The sequence below is a fragment of the Argonema antarcticum A004/B2 genome (genome assembly GCF_023333585.1).
Classification (GTDB): Bacteria; Cyanobacteriota; Cyanobacteriia; order Cyanobacteriales; family Aerosakkonemataceae; genus Argonema; species Argonema antarcticum.
On record NZ_JAIQZN010000001.1, the window covers coordinates 200,067 to 215,544 of the forward strand.

Annotated in this window: 16 protein-coding genes; 6 read left to right on the forward strand and 10 right to left on the reverse strand. The window is 43.2% G+C overall.

What is annotated here, in order from left to right:
• Together LAY57_RS01030 and LAY57_RS01035 are read right to left on the reverse strand one after the other, a co-directional pair.
• A partial coding sequence (locus tag LAY57_RS01030) for a hypothetical protein (protein WP_249064410.1) occupies positions 1-708 on the reverse strand: 708 nt, incomplete at its 3' end.
• 87 nt (positions 709-795) lie between these two features.
• Positions 796-1,344, reverse strand: coding sequence for a carbonic anhydrase (locus LAY57_RS01035; RefSeq protein ID WP_249064411.1), 549 nt, complete (start codon positions 1,342-1,344; stop codon positions 796-798).
• A gap of 144 nt (positions 1,345-1,488) precedes the next feature.
• Between LAY57_RS01035 and LAY57_RS01040 the strand changes: the two genes are divergently transcribed.
• Positions 1,489-2,127, forward strand: a complete 639-nt coding sequence (locus tag LAY57_RS01040) for a Uma2 family endonuclease (RefSeq protein ID WP_249064412.1) — start codon at positions 1,489-1,491, stop codon at positions 2,125-2,127.
• Between the two features lie 11 nt (positions 2,128-2,138).
• Here the strand turns inward: LAY57_RS01040 and LAY57_RS01045 are convergent, their stop codons facing one another.
• The 6 genes from LAY57_RS01045 to LAY57_RS01070 form a co-directional block, all read right to left on the reverse strand.
• Positions 2,139-2,492, reverse strand: coding sequence for a hypothetical protein (locus LAY57_RS01045; protein WP_249064413.1), 354 nt, complete (start codon positions 2,490-2,492; stop codon positions 2,139-2,141).
• 14 nt (positions 2,493-2,506) lie between these two features.
• Positions 2,507-2,851 (reverse strand): papain fold toxin domain-containing protein, encoded by a 345-nt coding sequence (locus tag LAY57_RS01050; protein WP_249064414.1) that lies wholly within the window; start codon positions 2,849-2,851, stop codon positions 2,507-2,509.
• Between the two features lie 162 nt (positions 2,852-3,013).
• On the reverse strand, positions 3,014-4,438 hold the full coding sequence (locus LAY57_RS01055; RefSeq protein WP_249064415.1) for a serine/threonine protein kinase: 1,425 nt from the start codon (positions 4,436-4,438) through the stop codon (positions 3,014-3,016).
• 155 nt (positions 4,439-4,593) lie between these two features.
• Positions 4,594-6,519, reverse strand: coding sequence for an ankyrin repeat domain-containing protein (locus LAY57_RS01060; RefSeq protein ID WP_249064416.1), 1,926 nt, complete (start codon positions 6,517-6,519; stop codon positions 4,594-4,596).
• 282 nt (positions 6,520-6,801) lie between these two features.
• Positions 6,802-7,743 (reverse strand): hypothetical protein, encoded by a 942-nt coding sequence (locus tag LAY57_RS01065; protein ID WP_249064417.1) that lies wholly within the window; start codon positions 7,741-7,743, stop codon positions 6,802-6,804.
• Positions 7,744-7,831: 88 nt separating this feature from the next.
• Positions 7,832-8,212 carry a Uma2 family endonuclease gene (locus tag LAY57_RS01070; RefSeq protein WP_249064418.1) on the reverse strand — a complete coding sequence of 127 codons (381 nt, stop codon included), beginning with the start codon at positions 8,210-8,212 and terminating at the stop codon, positions 7,832-7,834.
• A gap of 162 nt (positions 8,213-8,374) precedes the next feature.
• Here LAY57_RS01070 and LAY57_RS01075 point away from each other — a divergent pair, with 162 nt between their 5' ends.
• Complete coding sequence (locus LAY57_RS01075; protein WP_249064419.1) at positions 8,375-9,460, forward strand: ADP-ribosylglycohydrolase family protein; 1,086 nt, start codon at positions 8,375-8,377, stop codon at positions 9,458-9,460.
• 87 nt (positions 9,461-9,547) lie between these two features.
• Here the strand turns inward: LAY57_RS01075 and LAY57_RS01080 are convergent, their stop codons facing one another.
• Entirely contained in the window at positions 9,548-10,558 is a 1,011-nt protein-coding gene (locus tag LAY57_RS01080; protein WP_249064420.1) for a phosphoribulokinase, read from the reverse strand.
• A gap of 580 nt (positions 10,559-11,138) precedes the next feature.
• Between LAY57_RS01080 and cpcD/petH the strand changes: the two genes are divergently transcribed.
• The 4 genes from cpcD/petH (at position 11,139) to LAY57_RS01100 (ending at position 14,565) form a co-directional block, all read left to right on the forward strand.
• Positions 11,139-12,383: a bifunctional rod-capping linker CpcD/ferredoxin--NADP reductase PetH gene (gene cpcD/petH / locus LAY57_RS01085; RefSeq protein WP_249064421.1), complete on the forward strand. Its 1,245-nt coding sequence runs from the start codon at positions 11,139-11,141 to the stop codon at positions 12,381-12,383.
• Between the two features lie 155 nt (positions 12,384-12,538).
• On the forward strand, positions 12,539-12,772 hold the full coding sequence (locus LAY57_RS01090) for a hypothetical protein (RefSeq protein WP_249064422.1): 234 nt from the start codon (positions 12,539-12,541) through the stop codon (positions 12,770-12,772).
• Complete coding sequence (locus LAY57_RS01095) at positions 12,754-13,188, forward strand: type II toxin-antitoxin system VapC family toxin (protein WP_249064424.1); 435 nt, start codon at positions 12,754-12,756, stop codon at positions 13,186-13,188. The genes LAY57_RS01090 and LAY57_RS01095 overlap by 19 nt, the downstream gene beginning before the upstream one ends.
• 39 nt (positions 13,189-13,227) lie before the next feature.
• On the forward strand, positions 13,228-14,565 hold the full coding sequence (locus LAY57_RS01100; RefSeq protein ID WP_249064425.1) for a tetratricopeptide repeat-containing S1 family peptidase: 1,338 nt from the start codon (positions 13,228-13,230) through the stop codon (positions 14,563-14,565).
• 220 nt (positions 14,566-14,785) lie between these two features.
• Here LAY57_RS01100 and LAY57_RS01105 read toward each other — a convergent pair whose 3' ends face one another.
• Complete coding sequence (locus LAY57_RS01105; protein WP_249064426.1) at positions 14,786-15,409, reverse strand: COP23 domain-containing protein; 624 nt, start codon at positions 15,407-15,409, stop codon at positions 14,786-14,788.
• Positions 15,410-15,478 lie beyond the last annotated feature (69 nt).

Sequence of the window (15,478 nt, forward strand, 5' to 3'; positions counted from 1 at the left end):
TTCCTCTACTGCTTTTTCTCGGTCTTGCTGATAAAGTGGGGCTAATCGCATAACTAACTCTCGATCGTCTTCATCTTGTTCTCGATCTCCTTGCAAGTTTTTTTGCAAGTTGTATAACAATTCTAGCGCAGCCGCACGGAATGGGTTATCTTCTGCAAGTGCTTTTAATTCCTCAATTGCCTGTGCTTGCACGGTTTTCCTACCGAGAACTCTCAACCATAGCGTGTCTGGGGTGCGGGGTAGCTGGTGAATTGCCACGATCGCCGTCCTCAGATACGATCCCATAAAGTATATCCCCGTCACCCAATTCTTATTGGAAATTGCGCTAAATTCCGCTAATAAATTGTTTGATGCTGTTGGGGTGATAATCCATAATTTTGGTATAGCCGTTTCTGGCAATCGAGTGTTATTTCGATTGGCTTCTCGTCGCAATTCACCTCTTACTTCTAATAGTTTTAAGAGACAATCGCAAATTTCATCAGAAGTGGCGGCGTTGCGAAAGGGTTCAAAAATAGTGTTTGTCGTCGCCAATCTTCCCAGTAATCCCAGCACTTCTGGAGGAAAATTTGTTTGGGATATGGGAGAGAACCAAACATCGATTTCTCTTACTTCACCTGCTACTCTGCGGGGGGCCTGAACTTCTCCATAGGGAGTTAATAATTTCTCTAAGTAATCTTTGGCAAATTGGTCGTGGATAAATCGGGTCATTGGGTGTAGATTTTGGAGTAAACTGCCCTAGCTATGAAACATTCTATAGGAGCGATCGCTTTTCTTCAATCCAAACCTTCGCTTTTTTTATGTCCTAGCCAGCGGCGAAATAGGCTTGACTTCGGCATTGAGAGTAACAAAATATAATTCTATGTTCAAATCGGGATAGCGATCGCGTATTTCCCAATAAGCCCGACTTAGGTATTCCGTATGCACCCCCTGCTCTCTTTCAGGATTTTCACTCAGTTCCGGGTCAATCTTATCTGCATAAACCGCACAATCTTGATGATCGAGGATAATTACTTTTTGGATATGGTGCAAGCGATAAGATAATTCTAATTGATCCCAAAAGGCTTGTGCATCGGCTTGATGAGGAATTCCACTTAAGGCTAAGGAAGCACCTGCAAGGGCTACTAAATCATATTTATTGCTGAGATTTTTCAGGGATAAAAAGTACCGTTCTGCTTCGATAAAGCGAAAATCTATGCAACTGAGTACAAAAGTGGTGGCAGTTTTTTCGGCTAATGCTGGTTGAGGGGCTGATAGAATAGCTAGAGATAGCGCCCCTGGGATGATTCCGAGAAAGTGGCGGCGCTTGATACCTCTGCAAGTTGGACAATTGGGACTGTGGTTCATAGGATACCGGGTTTGGGTAGGCGGGTAAAACAGATGGCGTATCACTACTGATACCAGAAAACCCGGTTTTTTGATGTAGTTATGGGGTAAACCCTCGTTTTATGAGCTTGACTGCTATATATTAGAGGCGGAGGTTAAATTTAAATGTTTGCTGTCGTTACACCAGAGAAAATCCATTTGCCCGCAGGTGCAATTGTACGGCTACCTGGCAATTGGCAAGACTATCAGAAACTCGTCGAGCAATTGGGCGATCGATCTATCCCCCGCATCAAATATCGACCAGGAGAAATTCTGTTAATGTCCCCTTTACCCGCTCATGGACGTGAAGCTCACATCATCGCGATGGTAGTTATCGTTCTCCTCGATTACTTAGAAAGAGACTATGAGGCATTTACTCCGATTACAATGGATTTGCCAGAAATAAGGGGCATTGAACCAGATTACTGTTTTTATATCGATAACTGGGCGGCAGTTGCAGGCAAAGATCGCATTAATTGGGGTGTCGATCCATCTCCCGATCTAGTAATAGAAATAGATGTTACTAGCTACACAGATGTAAATGATTATTTGCCCTATCGAGTACCAGAAGTTTGGATATACAAACGGAAAAGACTTGTAATTTATAGCTATCGGGAAGAAGGCTATGAAGTTGTGCATAACAGCCGCTATTTTCCGACAATAAATATTTCCGAGATTCTGGTAGAGTGTTTTCAAATTGCTGGCGATCGCAATACTAGCACAGCTATTCGCCAATTGCGGCGAAAACTGGAAAGTGAGAAATAACCTGCTACCAACTAACTCGGTAAAGGACTTTCTCCATTTTGGAATTTTTCAAATAGCTTGAAGAAGTTATCTAAGGCATCTCTTTCATCGGCAGAATAGAAAAGAACGATGCTATCCCATCCGTGAGATGAAGTAATATTATATCTTTTCTGTATCCAATCTTGAAATCCGTTAAATTCTCTTTCTTGTTCGGTTCTAGGTAAGCCAAGTTCCCTTCGAGCCATACCATATCCATCCAACAGCATACGCAGACGAGTAATAGAACAGTTACCTAAATACATACCCGGTCTTTGCTTAATTCTTGCTAGCAGATCGTAGAGGTATTCTGTTTTGACAGCTACAATTTGTTGAGCAACTTCTGGCATAAAATTTTTATCTCCTAAAAATACTCTTCTATTACCTGGAACTGCTGACCAAATAATATTTTACTATGAAACTGCAAATTTGCCAGCCATTCATTTTTAGGTATTCCTTCAGGATGATGGTTATCAAAAACAGTTTCTATACCGTCGATCGCAATTGTAATTCCTTCATGGCGACCATTAACTGAAATAGCATCTCCAGGGACACTATCATCATAAATACGGCTGTCCCAACTTGCTCCATCACCAGTGTATAGTTTGATGCGCTTCCCATGAATACCTTGAGAGCTTAAGTAATTCTCGATCGCACTAGCGCATTCAACACATTTAAGGTTTTCATAATTACTAGCGATCGCACTCAATTCCAAAAGTTGCTCGGCATTAATCTGCGTAATATTTATCTCCTTTTGAGAGGGAACACATTTAGAATTTACCCATTGACAAATTAACCGAAATCTGTATATTTGAACTAAATCAGGTGATGCCTAAAGCTTGCATAATCGCACTGATAAACCACACCTCAACTATCGCACTTTCTCCAGAAAATCTGTGATCTCCGCCATCAGCCACTCGTTTTCTTCCTCAGTCAAAAATAACCCAAAACGATACTTGCGTCTCCTTTGCTGAAGCACACAAAACGTAAAGGGTTTTTTACTCAATGGCAACCTTATATTGCACAGTTTTCCCTGTACAATGTCCTTTGTGCGTGCCCGAATTTCCAATTGCCCAAGCCACCACCATTGTAGTTTTAAATTATCCCGATCGATCTTCAGCTTTGTGCGAAATACCCTGAATATAAAAACACCAGGCATCCAAAGCCCAATCTTCTGCAAAATGAACAGCCCAATCAACCCAAATAAGAATAACACAAGCAACAGCATGGACTTATCTATAAATCGTTCGCCAAATAGTCCGGTGACAATTTCGTTTGATATCCATAACAGCACTAACAAAAAAAATCCAGATACAAGTACGGGGAGACTCCCGAAAAATAGGCTATGATTGTTGCGTAACCAAACAGACGGAATCTCTACCACAAGTTTATTTTTAATTTTTGTCAAGGTGATAGAAGTATCCTTCGGTTTTTGGGGTTTTGCCCAGTGCAATGTGCTAATCAACAGTTCACCCCGCAACACAGCTAATGCTTCCTTTGCCGATGAAAATCGCTCTTCTATTACTGGTTCGAGCATCTTTTCCAACCAGTCAGCAAACTTTTTGGAAACGCTAACATGAGAGCGGAAATCAATCTTTAGTTTGCGCTGTGGTAAATCGGCGGGGGATTTTCCAGTCAACAAAAAAAGTATTGTTGTTCCTAAACCATACAAATCTGTCGATAATACTGCTTGTCCCCGAAATTGTTCGGGAGCCATGTAACCGTAAGTTCCAACTACTGTACTCCCTCCAGTAACGGTGTTGTGATAAGTGTCCTGTACTGCCCCAAAATCTACTAGGAATAGATCCCCCCATTTACCCCCCTTACTAATGCGGAAGCGCAAAATAATGTTTTGCGGCTTGATATCTCGGTGAATCACAGGAGGTGTGAGGCTGTGCAAATAAACCAGGATTTCTAAGATTTGAATCGCTAAAGATTTCACCTCAGCTTCATCAGGCTTCCACCCACTCTCGGCTAGCGCCGCGAGAGACTTCCCTGGTGCTAGTTGTTGGACAATGTAGAAACTGCGATCTTCGGCAGTATCCACTTGGAAATAGTCTAGATAACGCGGGATACCAGGATGATTAAGCTCAGAGAGAATGCGGGCTTCTCGTTCAAATAGTTCTAAAACCTTCCAATCTGCCATCCGGCGCAGTGACAAAGCTTTCAGTGCCACTTGTTGAGAGTTTTGCAAGTCTTGGGCTTGATAGGTGATGCCGACTCCACCTTGTCCCAATGTATCTATAATGCGATAGCGTTGGGCAATAATTTCTCCGGGCTGGTGTAGCAGTTCCATATTTTCCTTTGTGCAGTTAATCTCAGGGTGTTATATCGTTTCCGAGTGCATCGGAGTTATATATTTTCTGGTAGTGCGAGCATCTTGCTCGCTAACTATACCAGCGAGCAAGATGCTCACACTACTTTATAATCTCGATGTAACCGGATTTGATATTACTCTTTCGCGCCGTGACTTTTAAGCAGTTCTGCTATATCCTTGCGGTTATTCCCTATCGCCTTCACCAATGGGGTATAGCCATCCTTTTCTTTGGCATTGACATCTGCACCTTTAGCAATCAGCAGTTCTGCCACATTCTTGTTGTTATTCTCTACCGCCCAGTGCAATGGGGTATAATAGCCATATCTGAATTTGGCATTGACATCTGCACCTTTAGCAATCAGCAGTTCTGCCACATTCGTGTTGTTATTCTTTACCGCAAAGTACAACGGGGTATAGCCATAGTTACTTTTGGCATTGACATCTGCACCTTTAGCAATCAGCAGTTCTGCCACATCCTTCCTGTTATACCATGCCGCCTGTAGCAATGGGGTAAGGCCATCCTTGTCTTTGGCATTGACATCTGCACCTTTAGCAATCAGCAGTTCTGCCACATCCTTCCTGTTATACCATGCCGCCTGTAGCAATGGGGTACGGCCATCCTTGTCTTTGGCATTGACATCTGCACCTTTAGCAATCAGCAGTTCTGCCACATCCTTGCTGTTATTCTGTGCCGCCCAGTGCAACAGGGTATAGCCCTCTTTGTTTTTGGCATTGTATTTGGCATTGACATCTGCACCTTTAGCAATCAGCAGTTCTGCCACTTCCTTGCTGTTATTCTGTGCCGCCCACAGCAATAGGGTATAGCCATCTTTGTTTTTGGCATTGACATCTGCACCTTTAGCAATCAGCAGTTCTGCCACTTCCTTCCAGTTATACCATGCCGCCCATAGCAATAGGGTATTGCCATCTTTGTTTTTGGCATTGACATCTGCACCTTTAGCAATCAGCAGTTCTGCCACATCCTTCCTGTTATTCTGTGCCGCCCATAGCAATAGGGTATTGCCATATTTGTTTTTGGCATTGACGTTACCACCTTGCTCTAGATAACGCCTAACAGTATCAACGTCTCCCTTATAGACTGCTTCGTATACCGATGTTGGTGTAAGTCCGAAAGAGTTTAGCAAGACATATTTGTAATAATTAAGTACACTACCAGAAACAATTACTGCAACTCCCAATCCGACTATTGTTTTCCACGATACGGACTGACGCGCTTTCCCAGTAATTATCCGCTTACCTTGCAGCACCGCTAGCGCTTCTTTTGCTGAGGAAAATCTATCTTCCACATCCGGTTCTAACATCTTCTCCAACCAGTCAGCAAACTGTGGGGAAATCTGCACGCGGGAACGAAAATAAATTTTGAGTCTATCAGTGGGCAAATCTCCAGGGGAACGGTGCGTTAGCAAAAACAGCAATGTTGCTCCCAAACCATAAAAATCTGTTGTGGGTACTGCTTGTCCCCGAAACTGTTCTGGTGCCATGTAGCCGAAGGTTCCTACCACCGTACTACCCCGCATGAAGGTATTGTGATAGGTGTCCTGCACTGCCCCAAAATCTACTAAAAATATTTGCCCATCTTCTCGGCGAATAATGTTTTGCGGCTTGATATCTCGGTGGATGACTGGTGGTGTCAGCTTGTGCAAATAACCCAGAATTTCCAATATCTGAATCGCTATTTGCCGCACTCCATTTTCATCAGTCCGCCAGCCACTTTCCACCAGTGCTGCTAAGGATTTTTCTTCTGCAAGTTGTTGGGCGATGTAGAATGAACGGTCTTGGGGCGTGTCTACATGAAAGTATTCTAGATAACGAGGAATACCGGGATGATTGAGTTGAGCGAGAACGCGGGCTTCTCGCTCAAACAACTCCATCTTCTTCCAGTCAGTCATCCGATGGAGCGATAAAGCTTTCAACGCCACTCTCTGAGCGCTTTGTAAATCTTCCGCAAGGTAGGTTGTCCCGCTTCCGCCTTGCCCCAAGGTGTCTATGATGCGATATTTTTCTGCAATTATGTCTCCGGGCTGGTGCAGCAGTTCCATGCAGCTTCCCCATTTTGGATGATTGCAAGTTCAATCTTCTGAATTGCCTACTACCATTTTGACTAGAAATTTTTACTTATTCCTCTGTATTTTCACGGAGATTTAATAAATATTTGCCAATAAATTTTAAGGATATTGTAGTTAGTTTAAGTTTTTTAAATTTTAGAAATAGGATTTTTCACTGCTGTGAACATTTTTGGAGGAACAGAGCATAATAAATAATGTCGGCGATCGCCAAATTTTAATTATGCTTTGTCCCTTTAAATTTGATTGGCTGGCAAATTAGGAATTTTGTTGTCCAAATCTAGCCAAAAGTTCCTCACGGGATAATTGCAGCAGCAAGGGCGTAAACTCTTCTGGCGGTAATGATAATAGGCGATCGATCATAGCTGAAAGTTGTGCGTCTAATGAGCCAAAGCGCACACGGAGCAAGTTCTCTACCACCAAACGCTCTCCTTGCTGCATTCCTTGCTGCATTCCTTGCTGCATTCCTTGCTGCATTCCTTGCTGCATTCCTTGCTGTATAGCTTGTTCTCGGTCTTGCTGATAAAGGGGTGCTAATCGCATAATTAACTCTCTTTCCTCTTCATCTTGAATTTGATTTGCTTGCAAGTTTCGTTGCAAGTTGTATAATAATTCTAGCGCTGCTGCCCGGAATAGATTATCCACTGGCAGTGATTCTAACTCATCAATTGCCTGTTTTTGCACGTTTCCCTTACCGAGTACTCTTAACCATAGGGTGTCTGTGGTACGCGGTAACTGGTGAACTGCAACGATCGCACTCCTAAAATAGGATGGCATAAAGTACATCCCTGTCAACCAATTCTGATTGGGAATTGCACCAAATTCTGATAACAGATTATTTGATGCGGTGGGGGTAATTATCCATAATTTCGGTAATTCCGATTCTGATAATCGTGTATTATTTCGATTGGCTTCTCGCCGTAATTCACCTCGCACTTCTAATAATTTTAACAAACAATCACCTATTTCGTCGTCGCTTACTGCATTGCGAAATGGTTCAAAAATGGAGATACTTGTCGCCAATCTCCCTAATAAACCTAGCACTTCTGGAGGAGAGTTTGGTTGCTCGCTGGGAGCAAACCAAACATCGATTTCTCTGACTTCTCCAGCTACCCGGCGGGGTGCTTGAACTACGCCGTAAGGTGTGAGTAATTTTTCTAGGTAATCTTTGGCAAATTGGTCGTGAATAAATCGGGTCATTGGGTATGGATTTTGTCGGAAATTGCTCTATCTATTAAATATTTTACAAGAGCGATCGCACTTTTTCACCCACTTCCAAGTCACTCAGCTAATTTAAACCTAAACCTAACTCGGTAAAGGACTTTGATTTGACGCTATCGCTGGGAGATTTAACTTCTCCCATCAAATCAGGAGCTAATTCAGCAAAGGAACGCGGACTTTTCCGCAACCTTTCTGCTAGGACAAAGGACACATCAGGTGCGCGAATATCTGAATTTGGTAGAATGAAACCAGCACTAGAACCAGTTACTCTTCCTAGCTTACGCGGTTTTACCCAATTTAATAACTGAGTGCCAAACTCTGTGGCAACTTCATCTGATTCATAACCAGATGGACTCATAACTATGATATTTCCGTCAACTAGCTCCATGCGATAATCTGGATGCTCTGTTTGTAGTTTCTCTAAGTCTTTAATCGTCAAAGATGACATAAAACCTCCACCAGCGATATAAGTTTATCTATATTTTCCAGATCTTATGGCTTTCCCTGCGGATGTGGTGTGATACAATTATATCAGCTAGGATTCTAAATGTTAGCCCTCGCACGCTATAGTTTTCTTTTTTACCGTTCCTTGAATTCTCGATAATTCTAAGTGTCTCGGCAATTTATCAAAGTGTATCCTAACAAAGTAGATTCAATCATCGGCTCCATACTCGGAACTGCTGTAGGCGACGCTCTCGGACTACCCTGCGAAGGTTTATCGAAACAACGCCAATATCGTCTTTATGGAAACCTCAACAATCACCATTTTCTGTTTGGCAAAGGGATGGTTTCCGATGACACGGAACACACTTGTATGGTTGCCCAATCTCTGATTGTTTCAGCAGGAAATATCCAAATATTTGAAAAGGAATTAGCTTGGCGTCTGCGATGGTGGTTACTCGGTTTACCAGCTGGCATCGGATACGCTACTTTAAGGGCAATTTTGAGGTTATGGTTGGGATTTCCCACTAATCGCGCTGGTGTTTTTTCCGCTGGCAATGGCCCCGCAATGAGAAGTGCTATTATTGGTGTTTGCTACGGTCACGATATCCCAAAATTGTGCGAATTAATTAGGGTATCTACGCGCTTGACTCATACCGATCCAAAGGCCGAATGGGGAGCGTTGGCGGTTGCGATCGCATCCCATCTATCCAGTCAGCTTTCTCCGGTTTATCCACAATATTATTATCAAACTCTGCAATCGATTTTGCCTTCAGAAGCAACAGAATTTCTCACACTTATCAAGAATGCTTGCGATAGTGCAGACGCCCAACAAACTACAGAATATTTTGCTAATAAAATGAAATTTAGCCAAGGCATCAGCGGCTATGTCTATCATACAGTTCCAGTAGTTATTCACGCCTGGTTAACACATCAACAAGATTATCAAAACGCAATTTTAGACGTAATTCATTGTGGCGGCGACACAGACACCACGGCGGCAATTTTAGGTGGGATTATTGGGGCTAATGTTGGCAAAAACGGCATTCCTGAAGTGTGGATGGATGGTTTGCAGTCATGGCCGAGAACTGTAAAATGGATGGAATCACTTGGGAGGAAATTAGCGGAAGTTTCGGAACAAAATTTCGCACAAAATTCATTGCCAATACCCATTTATGGAGTGTTCGTGCGGAATTTTTTCTTTCTGACTGTAGTAATTTTGCATGGATTCCGCCGATTATTACCACCTTACTAGATAGGAAAACAAATCGCCCCAACCCCTAAAAAACGCGAGAGCTAACCCTAGCATCTCGCGTCCAACTAAATTTGCGACTATACGGTTCTAAACGTGAGCCGTAGCCGCAATCTTGGCTTCCTTGGCGGTCAACCGTTCATAGGTAGCCCGCATTTTCAGACCTGTCAGCACTTGGAAGAGTCCCGTACCATTGTTAGAACCGGGATATTCCCGGTGCTGGAGCAACAGATGGGTCAGCTCGCCGTGGTACTTGGTCGCAGTTTTGCTCAGATGGCTCTCGATATAAATTACTTGCTCCAGATTGTCTAATTGTCCATCCACCTCCAGAACTGAGGCGGCGTGACCGTAATAGGCATCTGGCCCGTAGTACATCTTGATACCTGGATAGGAGCAGGTGAGTTTTGTGCCGCAGGGTCTCCAGTCAATAGTTGACCCTTCGTCAAATAGGTAGGCTGGTTCAAAGCCTTCCACTCCAACTTTCTGGATGAGGCGCACGCGCAGAATCTTACCTTCTTTGTCCTCCTTGAGTAATTGCGTGGGCAATACTTGGATCACAACGTCGGCAAATTCCTTCTGCGGCTCGATGTAGGCGGTAAAGTCAGGGCGTCGAGAGTTGATCGCAGCAATCACGTCTTCGTAGCGGTGGCCCCGCTCGGCCATGTCCCGCTGGATTTTCCAGGCAACTTTGACTTCATCGCTGATGTCTAGGTATACGCTGAAGTCCATGAGCGATCGCACTCGTTCGTCGTACAGGGGATGCAGTCCCTCTACCACCACAATGTGATTCGGCTCCACGACCTCTGGTGGGTCAATCATGCCGGTTTCGTGATTGTAAATCGGCTTATCGATCGCCTGACCGTTCTTGAGCGCCTTGATTTGCTCGTACATCAGGTCAAAATTGTTGGCTCTAGGGTCAAGCGCCGTAATCCCTGTTTCTTTGCGCTGCTTTCTGTCCAAACTGTGGTAATCGTCCAGACAGATCACTGTAACGAACTCTTTCCCAAACAAATCCGTTATGCGGCGCAAAAATGTGGATTTACCGCATCCGGAGTCTCCGGCGACGCCAATTAGAACCACGCGATCCGGCTTACTGGTCATAGCTTCCCTCTAACGATTAAGATTGTTTAGTGACGTACTCCAGTCGTTAATTGCAAGCAATATAACGCTGGCTTTTCGTGATGACAAACACTCATCTGTCTAAGTCTTGATTGACTTTCGAGCGTTTTATAGTAAGGGACACGCCACCATCCCCACTTTGTCAATTCAACTAAGTATTTACTACTACAGTATTACTGAAATATCTTACCAGAGCGGGGTTTACCCTACAAGGGTTAAAAAGATGGAATCGTTTTAGCTCAAGTATTTATGCTAATGTTAGTTGTGCATTTTTAGAAAAAAAATGTCAAACTGACTCGCAAGTCACACTCTGTAGGCGATTTACCCTGTAGGGTAATGGAGGTTCTGATGTGGAATTTTCCGTGCCTGCACGTCTTTGACCTGTCAGCGTAGCTTTGCAAAACTATAAAAGGCTGCTTTCTTCAGCTTTGGGTTCTAGCTCCGGTCATCTGGCGGTAGAACTGTCTCATGGTGGAAAGGGCACTTTGCAGCAGCATAATTGTAGAGGCGCGATCGATCGCGTCTTTAGGTCACTAAAGTTAAGTTTGGAGATATCGAAGCAATGTACAATCCTAGCGCAGCTGGTGGTGCTGCTAACACAGTATCTGGTAGCCGCGTCTTTGTTTACGAAGTGGTGGGTCTGCGTCAAAACGAAGCAACTGACAAAACGAACTACCCAATTCGTCGCAGTGGCAGCGTATTTATCACTGTGCCCTATAACCGCATGAATGAAGAAATGCGGCGAATTACGCGCCTGGGCGGCCAAATCGTCAGCATTAGTGCTTATGGCTCAGACGAAGCCCAAGAAAAAGTCAGATCTAGCAACGCAGGTAATGGGAAAGCGACATCAGAACCAGTCGTTGCACCTGCGAAGTTAGAGGAAAAAAGCAAGCCTATGACTAAAGCTAAGGCTGAGACTGACATTCCAGTTAATATTTACCGTCCCAACAATCCCTTCACGGGTAAGTGTTTGAGCAATGACGAGTTGGTTGCCGAAGGTGGAATCGGTACTGTCCGTCACTTAATATTCGACATTTCGGGCGGCGACCTCCGCTATCTGGAAGGTCAAAGTATTGGCATTATCCCACCGGGTACTGACAAGAACGGCAAACCTCACAAACTCAGGCTATATTCGATCGCCTCGACTCGTCATGGCGATCGCGTTGATGACAAGACTGTATCCCTCTGCGTCCGCCAGTTGGAGTACAACCATCCTGAAACGGGCGAAAAGATTGTTGGCGTCTGTTCTACTTTTCTCTGCAACCTCAACCCTGGAGACGATCTAAAAATCACCGGGCCAACAGGTAAGGAGATGTTGTTGCCAACCGATCCCAACATCAACGTCATCATGCTGGCGACTGGTACTGGTATTGCGCCTTTCCGCGCTTACCTGTGGCGGATGTTCAAGGATAATGAAAAAGCAGTCAACACCGACTATGAATTCAAGGGTTTCTCTTGGCTGGTCTTTGGTATCCCAATGACTGCTAACATCCTTTACAAGGAAGAATTAGAGGAAATCCAACAACGGTATTCCGATAACTTCCGCTTGACTTACGCCATCAGCCGGGAACAGAAAAACCCCGAAGGTGGCAGAATGTATATCCAAGATCGTGTAGCTGAACACGCTGACGAACTTTGGAAACTAATTCAGCAAGATAACACCCACACTTACATCTGCGGTTTGAAAGGCATGGAAGATGGCATTGATGCTGCTCTTTCTGCTGCTGCTGGTAAGGAAGGTGTCAATTGGACTGAGTATCAAAGAGGGATGAAGAAAGCTGGTCGTTGGCACGTAGAAACGTACTAGGGACTAGGGACTAGGGACTAGGGAATAAAATATTTTTATTTCCTAGTTCTTAGTATTAAGTAGGGTGGGCATTGCTCACCCTATTATTATAATTATGTTAGAATAAATTAAGAATTAGTTAAACTTATTTTAGATCGGAGAAGGAGTTAGTCAAAATGGGAAACAAAGCAGTAGCAGAATTGACTGTGGAAGAACTTAAGGCGATAATTGCTCAAGTTGTCGATGAGCGGTTACAGCAAGAGCGACATCTCAGTATACCAGTAAAAAAACGCTCTTTGCAAGAGGTGATGGAATCGGTCGATCGCCACAGGTGGACGCCGCCAGCGGGATCGCCAACGGGAAGTGAAATGATAATTGCGGAGAGAGAAAAATGGCGACAGCCTATGTAGTTGATGCTAGTGTGGTTATTAAGTATTTTCTCACAGAAACTTACACACCAGAAGTGCGGGTTCTTGTAGCGGGGATGAGCGGAGACAATCGGTTATACATTCCCGAATTTTGCCCGATCGAGTGCGTTAATGTTCTGTGGAGTAATGTCCGTTTTCGGGGACTAATACAGACAGACGCAGAGCAATTTGTTATTGATCTGTTAGATCTACCCTTTCAAATTGTGCCAGTTAAAAATCTGCTCCCGCGTGCTTTGCAAATTGGTCTAACTCATCAATTAGCTGTGTACGATTCCCTGTACATTGCTTTAGCATTAGATATGGGTTTTCCGTTAATTACGGTTGATGATAAACAATTAAATGCTGCAACAGCTTGCGGTGTAGTTATTAAACCGATTACTGATTTTTGGCCTCTATGATGAAAAATTACATACACGAATTATTGAAGTAGGTACAATATGGCAATCTGGCGTTGGTTACTTGCCTCTACCTTTATTGCTTTATCATTTACTGGATGCACCAGTATACCTAATTTTTTTGAGGAGGCTCCTGCTCCTCAGCCGGTTTCTCTAAAGGAAAAGCCACCTAACGAACTCGCAGACCAAGTTGAGCCAAGCGTGGTTCTTATCACTTACGAGGATAAAGAAGGACATGGAACCGGATTTTTTGTGGCGGGTGCAGAAGGAATCTGTACGGTACTAACTGCGGCTCATGTGGTAAAACCAAGTAGCAAGTTACTGGTGACAACTGATGACAAAAAACTCTGGAAAGTTCTAAATATCCAGAGACTCCCCAACGTAGATTTAGCAGTAGTAACATTTAAGCCACTAAGTAGCAAGAATTGTCCCTATCAATATTTGGCTTTAGGGAATTCTGACAGGGTAAAAATCGGACAGCGCATTTACATTTCTGGTTATCCTGAAAGAGCAGGTCAGAGTGACTTGGTGAAGCAGTTTACTGGTGGGGAAGTAACAAATATTACCAAGATGCCCCTACCTGAAGGCTATGCAATTTCCTATAACGTTATAGCAGTTGGAGGTATGAGCGGCGCACCAGTGATAAACGTAGCTGGTCAGGTGATAGCAGTTCATGGTAAAACTGATACTGAAATTATAACTTTGGCGAATACAGAGCAAAGCAGTCTTTCTATCGAGCAAAAGGTACAAATTCAGAAAATTAATAACCGAGTAGAAACTGTTACCAGAATCAATCATTTCAAGTGGGGAATACCGATAAAGTCTTATTTATCAGCCCCAAAGACAGCAGAGCAATGGTATGATTTGGGAGAAAAGTTACTATCTTTAAAACAGTATCAAGATGCTGTTGATGCTTATGATAACGCAATTAAAACTGATGAAAAAGTTCCTTGCATTTTGCTGAAACGCGCTATCGCAATAGAACAATTAAAAGGAAATAAAGAGGTAACAGCTTTTTATGAAGAGGCAATAAAAATTTCACGGAAAAAATCAGAGCCTACAGAAAAAGAGTTGTCTTGCATAGCTAGTATATTAGAAAAATTGCAACAATATGATGAAGCAATTTTTTATTATGAAAAGGTAATTGATATCAATCCTAAAGACAGTTCGATTTGGTTTGGCCGAGCTAAGGCGCTGGAAAAAGCTGAAATGTTCTATCAGGCGCTCGCTTCTTATGAAAAGGCGATCAAAATAAAGCCCAACTATTATGAGGCTTTGCTTGGTAAGGGGGATGTTCTAGAAAAATTGAACCGTTCTGATGAAGCTAGAGCATTTTTTGAAAAAGCACAGCAAATTAAGTCAAAGGAAATAAATAAGTAGGTGATGATCATTAAAGTAGAATGACCAGCTAGCTGTATAAACCTAAAACCCTTAGATCAAAAGTTTTTAAGCTAGTTGGTTATTTTCTAAGGTTTTTAATTTATTTATCTGTACCTACTTACTCTCGATACAACCAATTTAGATCTTATACCAATGTTGAACTAGATGTTCCTAGTCCCTCAATTATTACCTCACCATCTAGACCAAAAAACTAAGCAGATCAAAGTTGATTGTCTAAACTAATGAAGAATGGCTTTAGAGGAGGGCAAGTTTGTGAATTACTGCATTGATAACTAGGAATACTCCCAGGTACAAGCGCACCAGCAACCTTACGCAACTCTTCGTATGGGTCATCTTTAGGCATCAGCGTTAATACTAGAGGACAACCAGTGTTACTTATTGTAGTTTTGGCGCAGAGGACATACTGCTTTGACGTATTCGGGTCAGTACGAAAATCAAATCCTATTAAACCATCCAGGCGATAGATATCTAAACGTCGGCTAATTTCTTCACATCTCTTCTGAGTATTGAAACCATTTCCCATACTTCTAACCATCCGCAGCCAAGCTTTAGTCCCTTTGTCACTACGATACATTACCGTCCAAACTTCACCCCCTCTATTGGGATCAGCCTCTAGTTGACAATAAAATCGGCTGTCAGATTTAACTAGCGTATTTTGTACCTTATTTTGGGCAGTTGCGGGTGGTTCACTGGGGCGCTTGCTAGTACTACCGGCTTGTTCGCTGGGGCGCTTGTTACTAAGAATTTGGGTGGTAATACCAAGAACTGCACCTACGAACAAAATTATGGCTGTCAACAGTTCTATCTTATGTTTAAGAGTCATCTAGTTTGGCTAAAGCTGAGCCTGAAACCTTAATTCTCCCAAGATAACCTATCTACCTATATATCTACC